General features: G+C 61.9%; 18 protein-coding genes. 6 read left to right on the forward strand and 12 right to left on the reverse strand.

The window, feature by feature from the left end; genetic code table 11:
* Nucleotides 1-7: 7 nt before the first annotated feature.
* Nucleotides 8-508: a flavin reductase family protein gene (locus GC1_RS03670; protein ID WP_019295873.1), complete on the forward strand. Its 501-nt coding sequence runs from the start codon at nt 8-10 to the stop codon at nt 506-508.
* Here the strand turns inward: GC1_RS03670 and GC1_RS03675 are convergent.
* The 7 genes from GC1_RS03675 to GC1_RS03705 form a co-directional block, all read right to left on the reverse strand.
* Complete coding sequence (locus GC1_RS03675) at nt 468-1,289, reverse strand: ATP-binding protein (RefSeq protein WP_237754561.1); 822 nt, start codon at nt 1,287-1,289, stop codon at nt 468-470. The genes GC1_RS03670 and GC1_RS03675 overlap by 41 nt on opposite strands.
* Before the next feature lie 324 nt (nt 1,290-1,613).
* Nucleotides 1,614-2,600, reverse strand: a complete 987-nt coding sequence (locus GC1_RS03680) for an ABC transporter substrate-binding protein (RefSeq protein ID WP_019295871.1) — start codon at nt 2,598-2,600, stop codon at nt 1,614-1,616.
* A 148-nt stretch (nt 2,601-2,748) separates the two neighbouring features.
* On the reverse strand, nt 2,749-3,594 hold the full coding sequence (locus GC1_RS03685; RefSeq protein ID WP_019295870.1) for an ABC transporter permease: 846 nt from the start codon (nt 3,592-3,594) through the stop codon (nt 2,749-2,751).
* Nucleotides 3,591-4,508 carry an ABC transporter permease gene (locus tag GC1_RS03690; RefSeq protein ID WP_019295869.1) on the reverse strand — a complete coding sequence of 306 codons (918 nt, stop codon included), beginning with the start codon at nt 4,506-4,508 and terminating at the stop codon, nt 3,591-3,593. Before GC1_RS03690 ends, GC1_RS03685 begins: the two co-directional genes overlap by 4 nt.
* 99 nt (nt 4,509-4,607) lie before the next feature.
* Entirely contained in the window at nt 4,608-5,447 is an 840-nt protein-coding gene (locus tag GC1_RS03695) for an ABC transporter ATP-binding protein (RefSeq protein ID WP_019295868.1), read from the reverse strand.
* 60 nt (nt 5,448-5,507) lie between these two features.
* Nucleotides 5,508-6,962, reverse strand: coding sequence for a dihydropyrimidinase (gene hydA / locus GC1_RS03700; protein WP_019295867.1), 1,455 nt, complete (start codon nt 6,960-6,962; stop codon nt 5,508-5,510).
* A gap of 130 nt (nt 6,963-7,092) precedes the next feature.
* Nucleotides 7,093-8,343: a Zn-dependent hydrolase gene (locus tag GC1_RS03705; RefSeq protein ID WP_019295866.1), complete on the reverse strand. Its 1,251-nt coding sequence runs from the start codon at nt 8,341-8,343 to the stop codon at nt 7,093-7,095.
* Between the two features lie 264 nt (nt 8,344-8,607).
* On the opposite strand from GC1_RS03705, the gene GC1_RS03710 reads away from it, so the two are divergent.
* Nucleotides 8,608-9,222, forward strand: coding sequence for a TetR family transcriptional regulator C-terminal domain-containing protein (locus GC1_RS03710; protein ID WP_029204781.1), 615 nt, complete (start codon nt 8,608-8,610; stop codon nt 9,220-9,222).
* Nucleotides 9,223-9,357: 135 nt separating this feature from the next.
* Here the strand turns inward: GC1_RS03710 and preA are convergent, their stop codons facing one another.
* The 4 genes from preA to GC1_RS03730 form a co-directional block, all read right to left on the reverse strand.
* Nucleotides 9,358-10,662 (reverse strand): NAD-dependent dihydropyrimidine dehydrogenase subunit PreA, encoded by a 1,305-nt coding sequence (preA, locus tag GC1_RS03715; protein WP_019295864.1) that lies wholly within the window; start codon nt 10,660-10,662, stop codon nt 9,358-9,360.
* 55 nt (nt 10,663-10,717) lie between these two features.
* Complete coding sequence (locus tag GC1_RS03720; protein ID WP_019295863.1) at nt 10,718-12,052, reverse strand: NAD(P)-dependent oxidoreductase; 1,335 nt, start codon at nt 12,050-12,052, stop codon at nt 10,718-10,720.
* 291 nt (nt 12,053-12,343) lie between these two features.
* On the reverse strand, nt 12,344-12,742 hold the full coding sequence (locus GC1_RS03725) for a RidA family protein (RefSeq protein WP_019295862.1): 399 nt from the start codon (nt 12,740-12,742) through the stop codon (nt 12,344-12,346).
* 155 nt (nt 12,743-12,897) lie between these two features.
* Nucleotides 12,898-13,161, reverse strand: coding sequence for a DUF2312 domain-containing protein (locus GC1_RS03730; RefSeq protein WP_008553759.1), 264 nt, complete (start codon nt 13,159-13,161; stop codon nt 12,898-12,900).
* 206 nt (nt 13,162-13,367) lie between these two features.
* On the opposite strand from GC1_RS03730, the gene GC1_RS03735 reads away from it, so the two are divergent.
* On the forward strand, nt 13,368-13,586 hold the full coding sequence (locus tag GC1_RS03735; RefSeq protein ID WP_019295861.1) for a hypothetical protein: 219 nt from the start codon (nt 13,368-13,370) through the stop codon (nt 13,584-13,586).
* A 30-nt stretch (nt 13,587-13,616) separates the two neighbouring features.
* Here GC1_RS03735 and GC1_RS03740 read toward each other — a convergent pair whose 3' ends face one another.
* Nucleotides 13,617-13,832, reverse strand: coding sequence for a hypothetical protein (locus GC1_RS03740; protein ID WP_019295860.1), 216 nt, complete (start codon nt 13,830-13,832; stop codon nt 13,617-13,619).
* A gap of 290 nt (nt 13,833-14,122) precedes the next feature.
* Between GC1_RS03740 and GC1_RS03745 the strand changes: the two genes are divergently transcribed.
* From GC1_RS03745 to GC1_RS03755, 3 genes are read left to right on the forward strand one after another with little or no spacing between them, the layout of a single operon-like run.
* On the forward strand, nt 14,123-14,986 hold the full coding sequence (locus GC1_RS03745) for an MBL fold metallo-hydrolase (RefSeq protein ID WP_019295859.1): 864 nt from the start codon (nt 14,123-14,125) through the stop codon (nt 14,984-14,986).
* Between the two features lie 22 nt (nt 14,987-15,008).
* Nucleotides 15,009-15,437: a YeeE/YedE family protein gene (locus GC1_RS03750; RefSeq protein ID WP_019295858.1), complete on the forward strand. Its 429-nt coding sequence runs from the start codon at nt 15,009-15,011 to the stop codon at nt 15,435-15,437.
* The gene (locus tag GC1_RS03755; protein ID WP_019295857.1) at nt 15,437-15,871 is read left to right on the forward strand and encodes a DUF6691 family protein; all 435 of its coding nucleotides are present in this window, start codon (nt 15,437-15,439) and stop codon (nt 15,869-15,871) included. The genes GC1_RS03750 and GC1_RS03755 overlap by 1 nt, the downstream gene beginning before the upstream one ends.
* Nucleotides 15,872-15,873 lie beyond the last annotated feature (2 nt).

Here is a 15,873-nt window from a genome sequence, read left to right on the forward strand (position 1 = left end):
GCGCGAGATGGCCGACACCAGCTTCATTCCCGGGCCGGAAACCGCCCGGGCCTACCGTGATGCGCTCGGCTGCTTTGGCACCGGGGTGACGGTTGTCACCACCCAGACGCCCCGCGGCCCGCTGGCCATTACCGTCAACAGCTTCACTTCAGTCTCGCTGGAGCCGCCGCTGATGCTATGGTGCCCGGCCAAGGCCTCCTTGCGCCACGATGCCTTTGTCGCGGCTGAGAACTTTGCGATTCACGTGATGGCAGAGGACCAGCTGCCGCTGGCCAAGCATTTCGCCGCTTTCGGCGAGGATTTCAGCGCCGCAGCCTGGCAGCCCAACGATCTGGGCGCGCCGGCGCTGGAGGGGGTGATCGCCCGTTTCGACTGCCGCCGCTATGCCGCCCATCCGGCAGGCGACCACACCATTGTCATCGGTGAAGTGGCCCGCGTCACCACCCGCCCGGGCAAGGGGCTGATCTTCAAGCGCGGTCTGTATGGCGGGTTTCTGGAACAGGGATAACCGGCAGCTCCGCAACAGGCAGATCCGTCCCGGCTTCATGGCGGGCTACAGGGGTGGATGCTCCAGCGGCCTTCCCCTCCGCCTCCGTCAGCAAATGCGGCAGCACCGCATAGGCGGTCAGATCCATACCCGGTGTCATGCTCAGCGCCCGCTGCGGGCAAATCGAGACACACAGCCCGCATTGGGTGCACAGCGATTCCACAAAATTCAGTGCTCCGGCGTTTTCAGTCAGGCTCAGCGCATCCGAGGGGCAGACCCAGACGCAGCTGTTGCAATTGTTGCACAGGTCCTCTTGCAGGCTGACAGTGCCATAGGGTGCCTGCTCCGGCAGCGCCGCATGGCCGGTGCTGGCCGGCAGCAGCGCGGCGGCACTGGCCCGCGCGGTGTCCCTGCGGCTGCCCACCGCCAGCACCTCGGGCTCAACCGAGGGAAACGGCAGCAGCCGTGCCGCCAGACGCCGGTCCACGGCAGCGGCTCCGTTGAACAGCACAATCCGGCCCAATCCCCCCAGGGCCCGCACCAGGTCCACTTCCAGCCTCTGCGGCTCGCGCCCCTGCGGCGCTTTGCACGCCTGCAAGTAGACAACGTCGAACCCGCAGGCCAGCGCATGCAGCAGATCAGCATGGGTGATCTTTTCAAGGCGGCACACCGCGACCGGCACTACATCGCTGTGCCCTACGCTGGCCTCTTCCAGCCCCGCCGGCTCCAACTCATACAGCACCAGGATCTGTGCCCGGCCGGTAGCCAGCTTGCGGCCATGGGCAGCCTGGCACAGCGGCATCAGCGGCAAGGCGCTGCTTCGGCTCCCCACATCCAGCAGGGCGGACCGTCCTTTGACCGCATACCTTGACCGGCATTCGGCAACTTCCGCCTGAGAGCAAAGGCATAAATGCTGCGGCCCATTGCCAGCAGGTTCATGCCGTTCAGAGATATGTCCGCACACCTCTCCCATAAGGGAAGGTTAACACAAATTTAAACAACCTGCGGATGTTTTTCCTTCAGGCCGGAATTTTGTTGCAATTTTAACCAATCCTCGGACATTTCACGCAAAACCCCGCCGGACAGGATCCGGCGGGGCTGCAAGGCTTGTTGCTGGTCCGAAGCCTTACTTCAGCGCCGCATCAGTGATGGCATGGGTCCAGGCGCCTTCCGGCTCCTTGGTGATCACCGGATCAGAGCCGCCGCCCATCAGGGTCGACACGGTGCGCTGGTAGTCCGCTTCGTCCAGCGCGCCATTGCTGCCCGCAGTCAGCTTGGCAATCTCACCCATCATACGCTTCTGGTGGGTCTCGGTCTGGGCACCGGAGGCGTCATTGTCCAGCACGATCTCCGCCGCTTCGTCCGGGTTTTCCTCGGCGTATTTCCAGCCCTTCATCGACGCGCGCACAAACCGCTCCATCTTGCCGGCAAAGGCCTCATCGCTCAGGTTCTCCTCCAGCACATACAGACCATCTTCCAGCGTCGCCACGCCCTGGTCCTCATACTTGAAGGTGATCAGCTCATCCGGCGACACACCCGCATCGATCACCTGCCAGTATTCGTTATAGGTCATGGTCGAGATGCAATCCGCCTGCCGCTGCAGCAGCGGATCGACGTTGAAACCCTGCTTCAAGACTTCCACGCCGTTTTCGCTCTTACCCTCGGTGGAGATGCCCAGCTGGCTCATCCAGCTCATGAAAGGGAACTCATTGCCGAAGAACCAGACACCCAGGGTGCGGTTGGCCAAATCGGCGGGTTCAGCTATGCCGGTGTCTTTCCAGCAAGTCAGCATCATGCCGGAGGATTTGAACGGCTGGGCGATATTGACAAGCGGCAGGCCCTTTTCCCGAGCGGCCAGAGCGGCAGGCATCCATTCCACCGTCACATCGGCGCCGCCGCCGGCAATCACCTGGGTCGGCGCGATATCCGGGCCGCCCGGCAGGATGGTGACATTCAGATCCTCTTCCTCATAGAACCCCTTGTCCAGCGCCACATAATAGCCCGCGAACTGCGCCTGGGTCACCCACTTCAGCTGCAGCGTCACGTCATCCGCCGCCTGCGCCGCCCCCGCGGCCCCCATCATCAGCGCTGCCGCCGTCATCAGATGTTTCATGTCTCGTTCTCCCTATTGATTATGATGTGAAGCTTGCCCGGGTTTGACCATTCGTTCAAAGTTTTTTCTTTATGAGGCCGGCCTTTGACAGCACCCCGCGCAAGATTTCCGCAAAAACCGCCCCGCAGCCGGCGGGACGGTTCAACTTTCAGCCCCGCTGTGATGGGTGCCAGAAGGTAAAGCTCTTCTCGATCAGCGCCACCAGCCCGTAGAAGGCCGATCCCGCCAGCGCCGCCACCACGATCTCCGCCCAGACCATATCCAGCGCCAGCTGGCCGACGCTGGTGGAAATGCGGAACCCCATGCCGACGGTGGGCGAACCAAAGAACTCCGCCACAATCGCGCCGATCAGCGCCAGCGTGGTTGAGATCTTGAGCCCGTTGAACACAAACGGCAGCGCCGCCGGCAGCCGCAGCTTGAAAAACGCCTGCCAATAAGTGGCCGCATAGGTTTGCATCAGATCCCGTTGCATGGCCGAGGTCTCGCGCAGCCCCGCCACGGTGTTCACCAGCATCGGGAAGAACACCATGACGACGACGACCGCGGCCTTGGAGTGCCAGTCAAAGCCGAACCACATCACCAGGATCGGCGCGGTGCCGACAATCGGCAGCGCCGCCACGAAGTTCCCGACCGGCAGCAGCCCGCGGCGCAGGAAATCGCTGCGGTCCACCAGAATCGCAGTCAGAAACGCCGCGCCGCAGCCGATCAGGTAACCGCCAAGCGCGCCCTTCAGGATAGTCTGGGCAAAGTCCTCCCACAGGATCGGCAGGCTGGAGGCAAAGCGCGCCGCAATCACCGTGGGCGCTGGCAGGATCACCAGCGACACCGCCAGCCCCCTGACCAGCAGTTCCCAGACCACCAGCACGGTGATGCCGAAGATGGCAGGCACCAGCAGTTGCACCGCCCGGGTCTTCGAGGCCGGGCTGTTCGCCAGCCGGCTGTTCAGCCACCAGCCCAGACACCAGACAAGGATTGCAAGGATCACCAGTATCATGCCCGCACCCCCATCCGGTTCAAGACAACCTTCTCGATCAGGCCCAGAAGCGCCACCAGCGCCGCCGCCAGGATCGCCGCGGCAAACAGCGCCGACCAGATCTGCACGGTCTGCCCGTAGTAGCTGCCCGCCAGCAGCCGCGCGCCAAGACCCGCAACCGCACCGGTCGGCAGCTCACCCACGATGGCCCCGACCAGCGAGGCGGCGATGCCGATCTTCAGCGAGGCAAAGAGGTATGGCATGGAGGACGGCAGCCGCAGCTTCCAGAACCCCTGGTTCGTGTTGGCGTTGTAGGTTTTCAGCAGATCCAGCTGCATCGCATCCGGCGCCCGAAGCCCCTTCACCATGCCGACAACCACCGGGAAGAAGCTCAGGTAAGCTGAAATCACCGCCTTGGGGATGATCCCCTGCACCCCGATGGAATAGAGCACCACGATGATCATCGGCGCCAGCGCGATGATCGGGATGGTCTGGCTGACAATCGCCCAGGGCATCACCGACATATCCATCACCCTGCTGTGCACGATGCCCACCGCCAGCAAAATGCCAAGGCCGGTACCGATGGCAAAGCCCAGCAGCGTGGCGCTCAGCGTCACCTGCGCGTGATAGATCAGGCTGCGCTTGGAGGTGATTTTCTTCTCCACCGTGGTCTCCCACAGCTCAACCGCCACCTGATGCGGTGCCGGCAGCCGCGGGCGCTCCTGCACCCAGGTGTCGCCGATGGCAAATGTGTTCTGCGCCACCAGCCCGATCTCACCCCTGTCCCGGCGCTCCTTAGCGGTGGCGGGGGTGACTTCAACCCCTGCCCGCTCCACCTGGTCCAGCACGCCCTTGATGTTCATCGGCACGCAGGCCGCATACCAGAAGGCGATGATCGCGGCGAGCACGGTAAGGACGGCAACAAGGCTTTTCATGACCCCGCCCTCCCTGATCGGCAGCCGCCCGGTGCACAGGGGGTGTACAGGGGGTGCACAGTTGTCACCCCCCAATTCCGGCGGGTCCAGCTGGCAAAGTCAGTCATCGCCATGCCCCGCCCGCAGCCCCTCGCGCACCCGGTGGGCGATCTCGATAAACTCCGGGCTGTCGCGGATATCCAGCGGCCGTTCCTTGGGCAATGTGCTGTCGATCACGTCGTGGATGCGGCCGGGACGCGGCGACATTACCACGATCTTGGTGGACAGATACACCGCCTCGGGAATCGAGTGGGTGACAAAGCCGATGGTCTTGTTGGTCCGCGCCCAGAGCTTCAAGAGCTGCTCATTCAGGTGGTCGCGCACGATCTCGTCCAGCGCCCCGAAAGGTTCATCCATCAACAGGATGTCAGCGTCAAACGCGAGCGCCCGCGCGATGGAGGCGCGCTGCTGCATACCGCCGGACAGCTGCCACGGAAACTTACCGCCGAAGCCTGACAATTCAACAAGTTCCAGGACTTGGTTAACGCGTTTTTCCTGCTCCGCCTTGGAGTATCCCATGATCTCCAGCGGCAGCTTGATGTTCTTGGCGATGGTGCGCCAGGGGTAAAGCCCAGCCGCCTGAAACACATAGCCATAAGCCCGGTTACGACGCGCCTCATCCGGGGTCATGCCATTCACGGACAGGCTGCCGCCGGTCGGCGTTTCCAGCGCCGCAATACAGCGCAGAAACGTGGTCTTGCCGCAGCCGGACGGGCCGATGAAGGAGACAAAGTCGCCCTTGTTGATCTCCAGGCTGACATCTTTCAGCGCGTGCACCGGGCCATCGTTGGTCTGGAAGGTCAGGTCCAGGTTCCGGGCCTCGATCACACAGTTCGCGGGGGCTGGTGCGGAAGCGGCGGCCTCGGGTCGGATTGCCTGGGTGGTCGGTTCCATATTCATATCTTCGCCTTGATTTCACACAGGAAAACGGGCCGCCGTTACCGGCAGCCCGCTCCTGATTTACACGCCTGTTGCCGGGATGCCGGTGCGTTCCACCGGGCGCGGCGCGGTCAACTCTTTCCAGGTCGACAGCGCCTTGTTCACCGTGGTGTTGGGCTCCCGGGAAACGAACTTGCCATGGCCTTCCTGGCAGCGGATTTCGCCATCATGCACCGCCACATGGCCGCGGGTCAGGGTAAAGCGCGGCAGGCCCTTCACCTCGTGCCCCTCGAACACGTTGTAGTCGATCGCGGACTGCTGGCTGGCGGCGGAAATCGTCTTGCGCTTTTCCGGGTCCCAGACCACCAGATCGGCATCGGCGCCCACCAGAACCGCCCCCTTTTTCGGATAACAATTCAGGATCTTGGCGATGTTTGTTGACGTAACCGCAACAAACTCGTTCGGGGTCAAGCGGCCGGTTTCCACACCGTGGGTCCACAGCATCGGCATCCGGTCCTCCAGGCCGCCGGTGCCATTCGGGATCTTGGTGAAATCGCCAACGCCCGTGCGCTTCTGTTCGGTGGTAAAGGCGCAATGGTCCGTCGCCACCACCGACAACGAGCCGGACTGCAGACCGGCCCAGAGGCTGTCCTGATGCTGTTTATTACGGAACGGGGGCGACATCACCCGGCGGGCGGCGTGGTCCCAATCCTTGTTGAAGTATTCGCTCTCATCCAGGGTCAGATGCTGGATCAGCGGCTCGCCCCAGACCCGCTTGCCCTGCATGCGGGCGCGGCGGATGGCCTCGTGGCTGTCCTCGCAGGAGGTATGCACAACATAAAGCGGTACGCCCGCCATGTCGGCGATCATAATGGCCCGGTTGGTCGCTTCACCCTCCACCTGCGGCGGCCGGGAATAGGCATGCGCCTCGGGTCCATTATTGCCTTGTGCCAAGAGCTTAGCGGACAGTTCTGCCACCACATCGCCGTTTTCAGCATGCACCATGGCGATGCCGCCCAGTTCCGCCAGCCGCTGGAACGACGCATAAAGCTCGTCGTCATTCACCATCAGCGCGCCCTTGTAGGCCATGAAGTGCTTGAAGGTGTTGATGCCCCGTTCTTGAATCACGGTCTTGATGTCGTCAAAGACCTGCTCCCCCCACCAGGTGACAGCCATATGGAAGGAATAATCGCAGTTGGCGCGGGTGGATTTATTGTCCCAGCGCTTCAGAGCGTCCAGCAGGCTCTCACCCGGGTTGGGCAGAGCAAAGTCCACAACCATGGTGGTGCCGCCCGCCAGGCCTGCGCGGGTGCCGCTCTCGAAATCATCCGAGCTGTAGGTGCCCATAAAGGGCATCTCCAAATGCGTATGGGGATCGATCCCGCCCGGCATCACATAACAGCCGGAGGCGTCCAGTTCTTCATCGCCTTTCAGGTTCGGGCCGATCTGGGTGATCACCCCGTTCTCGATCAGCACATCGGCCTTATAGGTCAGATCGGCGGTCACGATGGTGCCGTTCCGGATGACTTTACTCATGGTTACAACTCCCTGAATCGGGGCGCATTTTAACGCCTCCATTTGTCTCGTTGCTGTCTTTCGCAGCTTATTTCATCTTTCCCGAAGTACTCCGGGGGAGCGGCCCAAAAGGCCGCGGGGGCAGCGCCCCCTACTCAACGATCTCCGCTGTCTCGACCACCGCGTGGAACAGCACGTTGGCGCCAGCCTCGGCCCAATCCTTGCTGATCTCCTCAGCCTCGTTGTGGCTAAGGCCATCGACACAGGGGCACATCACCATCGCGGTCGGCGCCACCCGGTTGATCCAGCAGGCGTCGTGACCCGCGCCAGAAATGATATTGAGATGGGAATAGCCCAGCCGGTCTGCCGCACTGCGCACCGCGCTGACACAGCCCTCGTCAAAGGCCACGGGGTCAAAGCCGCCTACCTTTTCGAATTCGATTTCCACTCCCATCGTCTCGGCAATCTGGGTGCCCTTTTCGCGCAGACGGTTTTCCATGTCGGTGATCACGTCCAGTTCCGGGCTGCGGAAATCGACGGTGAAGACCACCTTGCCCGGGATCACGTTGCGCGAGTTCGGGTAGACGTCGATGTGGCCCGCGGCCCCCACGGCATGGGGCGCGTGACTCCAGGCGATCTCGTCTACCGCTTCCAGTACCCGCGCCATCGCCAGGCCAGCATTGCGGCGCATGGGCATCGGGGTAGAACCGGTATGGGCGTCCTTGCCGGTGATCGTCACCTGCGTCCAGCTGAGGCCCTGGCCGTGGGTCACCACGCCGATGTCCTTGCCTTCCGCCTCCAGGATCGGGCCCTGCTCGATGTGCAGCTCAAAGAACGCGTGCATCTTGCGGGCGCCGGTCTCCTCCTCGCCGCGCCATCCGATGCGCTTCAGCTCATCGCCGAATTTCTTTCCCTCGGCGTCCTCACGCTCATAGGCCCAATCCTGGGTGTGCACGCCGGCAAACACGCCCGATGACAGCATGGCCGGCGCATAGCGGGTGCCTTCCTCGTTGGTGAAGTTGGTGGCCACAATCGGGTGCTTGGTCTTGATGTTCATGTCGTTGAGCGAGCGGATCAGCTCCAGCCCCGCCAGCACCCCCAGCACTCCATCGTATTTGCCGCCGGTCGGCTGGGTATCCAGATGCGAACCAACATAAACCGGCAGCGCATCCGGGTCGGTGCCCGCGCGCACCGCAAACATGTTGCCCATCTGATCGAGCCCCATGGTACAGCCCGCGGCCTCGCACCATTTCTGGAAAAGCGCGCGGCCCTCGCCATCTTCATCGGTCAGCGTCTGGCGGTTGTTGCCGCCCGCAACGCCGGGGCCGATCTTGGCCATCTCCATCAGGCTGTCCCACAGCCTGTCCCCGTCAATTTTCAGATTCTGTCCAAGCGACGTCATCAAGAGCTTCCTTCCCTGTGCGCCCATCTTTGCAGGCTTTCCGGCTTGGCGCCGTGTTAGGTGGCTTTGAGTGCCGGTCCCATCAAAGCTGAGGATTGTGCCCCTGTCTTTGATTTGACCAACTGGTCAAACTCACGCTATCACGGGTTCACCACCAGTCAAGAAATTGCCGCGTGGCTCTTGAAAAAATCGGTGCTTTTGCCGGAAATAGGTGAAATTCCGCGCTTCCGCTGGCGGCTGCGGCAAAATCAGACAAGGACGGACATGCCCGCAGACCGCGCGCCTACCCGCATTCAGAAAAAGAATCGCGCCGCTATCTTGGAGGCCGCGCTGGATGTCTTTTCCAGCCACGGTTTCCGCGGCTCCACCGTGGACCAGATCGCCAAGGCGGCAGGGCTCAGCAAGCCGAACTTGCTTTATTACTTTCCCTCCAAGGAAGCGATCTTCAATGAGCTGATGGCGGGGCTTCTGGACACCTGGCTGGACCCTCTCAGGGCGCTGGACCCGGAAGGGGAGCCACTGGAGGAGATCCTCGCCTATGTGCAGCGCAAGCTGCAGATGAGCCGCGACTTCCCCCGTGAAAGCCGGCTTTATGCCAATGAAATCGTGCAGGGCGCGCCGCGTCTGCATGACGTGATCGCGGCGGATCTTAATGTGCTGGTCGAGGAAAAGGCGCAGCTGCTGCAGGGATGGATGGATGCCGGCAGGATCAACCGCGCACACCCCAAGCATCTGTTGTTTTCAATCTGGTCGCTGACCCAGCATTATGCGGATTTTGACGCCCAGGTACGGACCTTGATGGGGGACGAAGACCCTTTTGACGCCGCGCCGCAGTACCTGGAAACCCTGTACCGTCGTATGCTTACGCCGAAAAGCTGAAGCAGCCGACCGCAGCAACTCCGCTGGCCAGCCTAGCTGCCTGCACCGGAACCAAATCCAACAAAAAAGCCCCGGCCAAAAAGCCGGGGCGCAAAGTCAACGGGGAGACCGCGCGCCCGCTTGGGCGCGTTTCAGTTATTCCGCAGCTGTTGCCGACGGATTATTCGGATGCGTGGTCCAGTTCGCATAGTCGCCTGAAACCACCTCACCAGTGCGCTCGTCGATCTGGCCTGCGGGAACCTCGACCATTGTGATGCAGTTTTCGACCGGGCAGACGTTCACACAGAGATTGCAGGCGACGCATTCGTCGTCCTTCACCGTGAACACGCGGTCCTCGCTCATCGCGATCGCTTGGTGCGAAGTGTCCTCGCACGCTGCATAGCAGCGGCCGCATTTGATGCAGTCATCCTGGCTGATCTTCGCCTTGGTCACATAGTTCAGGTCCAGATACTGCCAGTCGGTCACATTCGGGACCGCCATGCCGATGAAATCCTGGGTGGAGGTATAACCCTTCTCGTCCATCCAAGTAGACAGGCCGGAAATCATCTCCTTCACCACGTTGAAGCCATAGGTCATTGCGGCGGTGCAGACCTGCACGTTGCCCGCGCCCAGTGCCATGAATTCAGCCGCGTCGCGCCAGGTGGTGACACCGCCGATAGCAGAGATCGGCAACCCGTGGGTCTGCGGGTCGCGGGCGATTTCGGCGACCATGTTCAGCGCAATCGGCTTCACCGCCGGTCCGCAATAGCCGCCGTGGGTGCCCTTGCCGCCGATGGTCGGTTCCGGCGCCATGCTGTCGAGGTCCACCGAAGTGATGGAGTTGATGGTGTTGATCAGGCTGACCGCATCCGCATTGCCCGCATTTGCTGCTCGGGCCGGGTTGCGGATGTCAGTGATATTCGGCGTCAGCTTCACGATCACCGGCTTGGAGTAGTATTTCTTGCACCACTCGGTGACCATCTGGATGTATTCCGGCACCTGCCCCACGGCGGAGCCCATGCCGCGCTCGGCCATGCCGTGCGGGCAGCCGAAGTTCAGCTCTATCCCGTCAGCGCCGGTGGCTTCCACCTGCGGCAGAATGTCTTTCCAGGCCTGCTCCTCGCAGGGCACCATGATCGAGACGATCACGGCGCGGTCCGGATAGTCCTTCTTGACCCGGGTGATCTCCTCCAGGTTGGTCTGCAGCGGCCGGTCGGTGATCAGCTCGATATTGTTGAGGCCCAAGAGACGGCGGTCGGCGCCCCAGATCGCGCCATAGCGCGGGCCGTTCACATTGACCACCGGCGGGCCTTCGGCACCCAGCGTTTTCCAGACCACGCCGCCCCAGCCGGCCTCGAAGGCGCGGCGGACGTTGTATTCCTTGTCGGTCGGCGGCGCGGAGGCCAGCCAGAACGGGTTGGGGGATTTAATACCCAGAAATTCTGTTGTCAGATCAGCCATTTGATCTCTCCTCTTAAGGCTAGCTTGGGTGCAGTGGAACTGCTCCCGAGCTGGCTCAGCCCATCAGGCTGGAGTGAATGTCCATTGCAGCGTCACGGCCCTCGGCCACGGCGGTCACGGTCAGGTCCTCGCCGCCAGAAGCGCAATCGCCCCCGGCCCAGACACCAGCCATCGAGGTGCGGCCCGTGTCACTGACCTTGATCTTGCGCCCCTCAAGCTCCAGCGCATCCGGCTGGCCCTCCAAGGTTTGGCCGATGGCCTTGAACACCTGATCCGCGGCCAAACGCACGGTCTCGCCGGTGCCGGACACCTTGCCGTCGGTGACGTCAGTATACTCCAATTCGATTTCAGCTGCTGCGCCATTGCCAAGTACCGCCTTGGGCATGACGTTGAACATCAGCTTGACACCCTTGGAGGCTGCCAGATCCTGTTCAAAGCGGCTGGCGCCCATGTCCTCGCGGCCACGACGGTAGGCGATGGTGACGTTTTCGGCGCCCAGCAGCTTGGACTGCACCGCGGCGTCTACCGCGGTCATGCCGCCGCCGATCACCACCACATTGCGGCCCACCGGCAGCGCGGTCAGATCTTCGGCCTGGCGCAGCTCGGCAATGAACTCCACCGCGTCGCGCACGCCGTCCTTGTCCTCGCCCGGCGAACGCAGAGCGTTTACGCCGGCCAGACCGATCGACAGAAAAACCGCGTCATAGCCGGAGGTCAGCCCGTCCAGCGACAGTTCCTCGCCCAGCTTCTTGCCGTAATCCATTGTAATGCCGCCGATTTGCAGCAGCCAGTCGACCTCGCGCGCGGCGAAGTCATTGGTGGATTTATAGGCCGCGATGCCAAACTCGTTGAGCCCGCCCGCCTTGGTCTTGGCATCGTAAACCACCACGTCGTGGCCCAGCATCGCCAGCCGGTGGGCAGCAGCCAGGCCCGCGGGGCCGGCGCCAACCACGGCGATCTTCTTGCCGGTGGTAGCCGCGCGGGTGAACGGATGCGCGCCCTTCTCCATCAGCGTGTCGGTGGCATATCGCTGCAAGCGGCCAATCTCGACCGGCTTGCCCTCGGCGGTTTCGCGCACGCAAACCTCTTCACACAGGGTTTCCGTCGGGCAGACCCGGGCGCACATACCGCCGAGGATGTTCTGCTCCAGAATGGTCTTGGCCGCGCTGTCCGGGTGGCCTGCCTGGATCTCCCGGATGAACTGGGGAATGTCGATGCTGGTCGGACAGGCCGTCATGCAGGGCGCGTCATAGCAGAAATAGCAGCGGTCCGCCGCTACGGCTGCTTCATGCGCGTCATAGGCTGGATGCAGGTCCGAGAAATTCTCGGCAATGCCGGCAGCGTCAAGCCGCGCTGCCTGAATGCCGGATGCCTGATGGCTGGTCGCCATTGGGTGTCTCCCTGATTTTCTGTTGTTCTTGATATCAGAGTGCCACAGTCTGATTTTTTATCAACTGGTAAAATTTTTTCGCGGGCAAAAAAATTGCCGCCCAGGAAGGAGCGGCTTGCAACACATTGGAATATTGCCATTTTGCCCAACCAGTATTCGGCCAGATTCAGCCTGACAGCTTGGAAAAGCAGACAGAACTCACTGCTGAGGACCGGAAAATGCGCAAATGATCCTGCTTCCAGAAAGCCGTGAGGAACTGAACAGCCGCCTGCCCGCGCTCTTTCTCAGGTGTCAGGACGGCAAAACTGCGGTGGCTTCGATTTCCACTTTGGCCTCATCCTCAACCAGGGCAGAGACCACCACCATGGTCATCGCCGGGAAGTGATAGCCCATCACCGCGCGGTAGGCTTTCCCGACCTCCGACTGGTGGGCCAAGTACTCCGCCTTGTCCGTCACATACCAAGTGAGCCGGGTGATATCCCCGGCAGTGCCGCCCGCGGTTTCAACCACCTCAAGGATGTTGCGCAGGGCCTGGTTCATCTGGCCGATGAAGTCCTCCGCCTCGAACACCTGATCTGCGGTCCAGCCGATCTGGCCGCCGACGAACAGCTGCCGGCCTTCTGCCACCATGCCGTTGGCATAGCCTTTTGCGGGCTTCCACCCTTCGGGATGCACGCTGATGGCCGGCATGGCGGTACTCCTTTGCTGATCATTGCCTGGGCCGACCATAGCGCCGCCGCGGCATTTATTTCAAGCTTAAAATTTCTTAGAGCCAACACCGCAAAAACAAAAGCCGCGCAGGTCCGGGACCTGCGCGGCTTGGCATTTCAACGTGGCAGCGCGGCTTACATGCCGAGCGCTTCTTTATACATTTCCAGCACCGCCTCTTCTTCGGCGATGTCGTTCTCGTCGCGCTTGCGCAGGGCGATGATCTTGCGCATCACCTTGGTGTCATAGCCGCGGCCCTTGGCCTCGGCCATCACCTCTTTCTGCTGCTCGGCAATGGTTTTCTTCTCTTCGTCGAGCCGCTCGAACCGCTCAATGAACTGGCGCAGTTCGCCAGCGGTCACGCGGTAGTTTTCGCTCTTTTCGTCTTCTGTGATGTCCATCTGCGGCTCCGTCGGCAAAGGCTGTCAGTTGCTGTCGGAGCAAGGGGATAGCGCCCTGCCCGCCGCGCCGCAAGACGGGAAAGCGGCGGAGGCTCACTGAGCGGCGAAAAGCGGCAACGGTCCCGTGCGATCAGGGCTGAAACGCTTGCACGTGCAATGCGGATCGGCTAGCCGCGTCGCATCAAGACCTCTGCAGGAGCACCCAAATGTTCGATTTGATCGTCTGGACCGGAGCCGCCGTATCTGTTGCCGGCCTGCTGGGGCTGATCTGGTGCATCATCAAGGTCGCACAAGCCCGCCGCCAGAAACTGGACGACGAGGCGCTGCGCGCCGTGGTGCAATCGGTGCTGCCCTACAATCTGGGCGCCCTGCTTCTGTCCGTGCTGGGGCTGATGCTGGTAATGGTGGGCATCTTCCTAGGCTGACGCCCTCTGCCGCCCGCACCTGGCTTGTGTTCAAACCGGCACGTTGTCGAACATCTCCTCAACTGCTTCTTCGCACAGGGTCGCTTCCAGACGGCGCAGGCGGCCGGGAACCTCGGCACCAGTCTTGCGCATGTAGTCCAGCAGACGGATGAATTCCGGCCGCATGGCCAGCCTAGCAGCACCGCTTTCCTTGCGGATCCGGGTCTCCAGGCTCTCGACGGTGCTGAGCAGATCTTCACGTGTCATAGCAGTCCTCCCTGTGTCATGATGAGGTTATCCCGGTATTTCACAACAGGCATATGAATACCCGAGCCATTTGAGCGTGCTGCCGCTTATTTACGCAGATTTACCGGTCCTCTGGTGGTTTTTGCGGCCTCCCGGCAGCGCAGAAAGCCTACCGCAGCGCAGCATTCCGGCGCCTTGACTTAAATCAGATGGAAGTGATGATTCAGCAGCCTTTCAATCCCGCCAACTGGCAGGCTTGAAACACATTCTTAAATCATTATATGAATTGCGAACCCAAGGGAGAGCACCTCATGACCCCCGCCGTCAAAGCCTTTTTCGACGAAACAACCAATACCGTTTCCTACGTGGTGCGCGAACCCGAAGGGTCCGCCTGCACGATCATTGATTCGGTCCTGGATTACGACCAGGCGGCGGGGCGCACCTGTACTGCATCAGCGGACGCAGTCATTGACTGGATTAAATCCGAAAACCTGCGCCTCGAATGGATTCTGGAAAGCCATGTCCACGCCGATCACCTGTCCGCGGCGCCCTATTTACAGGATCAGCTTGGCGGCAAGATCGGTATCGGCGACCAGATCACGGTGATTCAGGACACTTTTGGCAAAGTGTTCAACGAAGGCACTGAATTCCAGCGCGATGGCAGCCAATTCGACAAGCTGTTCCGCGAGGGCGACAGCTTTATGATCGGGCAAATGCGCGGCGAGGTGCTGCATACGCCAGGCCACACGCCGGCCTGCCTCACCTATGTGATCGGCGATGCGGCCTTTGTCGGCGATACGCTGTTCATGCCGGACTTTGGCACGGCCCGTTGCGATTTTCCTGGGGGGTCCTCTGCCGATCTCTACAACTCGATCCAGAAGATCCTGGCCCTGCCGGACAGCACCCGCGTGTTTGTCGGCCACGACTACAAGGCCCCTGGGCGGGATGACTATGCCTGGGAGACCACGGTGGGCGAGCAGAAGGCGCTGAACGTGCATATCGGGGCCGGCCGCAGCATCGAGGAGTTTGTCGAGATGCGCGACGCCCGTGACGCAACGCTGGGCATGCCGCGCCTGATCCTGCCGTCGCTGCAAGTCAACATGCGCGCAGGCCAGATGCCGGAGCCGGATGAACAGGGCGACGTGTTCCTGAAGATCCCGGTCAACAAGATTTAGGCAGGCAAGCAGGAGCAAACGGATGGAAGCGGATTGGATCTGGGGACTGGGCGGCGGGCTGCTGATTGGCCTCGGCGGCGCGGTGTTCCTGCTGGGCAACGGACGTATCATGGGCGCCAGCGGAATCCTGGGCGGGCTTCTGGATGGCAGCGGCCGCTCCAATGCAGCTGAGCGTATCGCCTTCATCGGCGGCGTCGTGCTGGTGCCGTTTCTGATCGCACTTTCTACCGGACATGCACCGGATACCCGCGTCACAAGCAATGCTGCCGTGCTGATTGGCGCGGGGCTGCTAGTGGGCATCGGGACACGCATTGCCAATGGCTGCACCTCCGGCCACGGGGTTTGCGGTATCTCCCGTCTGTCTCTGCGCGGAATCGCGGCAACCGCTGTTTTCATGCTGGCAGGCATTTTGACACTGGCGGTTCTGCGCCAAATCCTGGGGGTGATCTGATGCTGCGTATTCTTCTGGCGCTGTTCGCTGGCGGGCTGTTCGGCACCGGCCTTATGTTCTCAGGGATGACCGACACCGCCAAAGTGCAGGGCTGGCTGGATATATTTGGCATCTGGGATCCCACGCTGGCCTTCGTGATGGGCGGCGCACTGCTGCCGATGGCCTTGGCCTGGCGGCTGACACAGGGGCGCCGGCCCGCGGCTGGTGGCAGCTTCCCTGCCCCGCCGCACACCGAACTGGACAGGCGGCTGGTGCTGGGCTCCGTGCTGTTTGGAGCGGGTTGGGGACTGGCAGGCCTTTGCCCCGGCCCCGCCATGGCTTCGCTCAGCTACAACGGATGGCAGGGGATGCTATTCTTTGCAGCCATGGCCTGCGGCATGTTGGCCGCGCCCAGGCTCAGCCGGCATCTGGACCGTGCGGTTGCAAACGCGTAAAG

Source organism: Leisingera sp. ANG1 (assembly GCF_000203975.2).
Lineage (GTDB): Bacteria > Pseudomonadota > Alphaproteobacteria > Rhodobacterales > Rhodobacteraceae > Leisingera.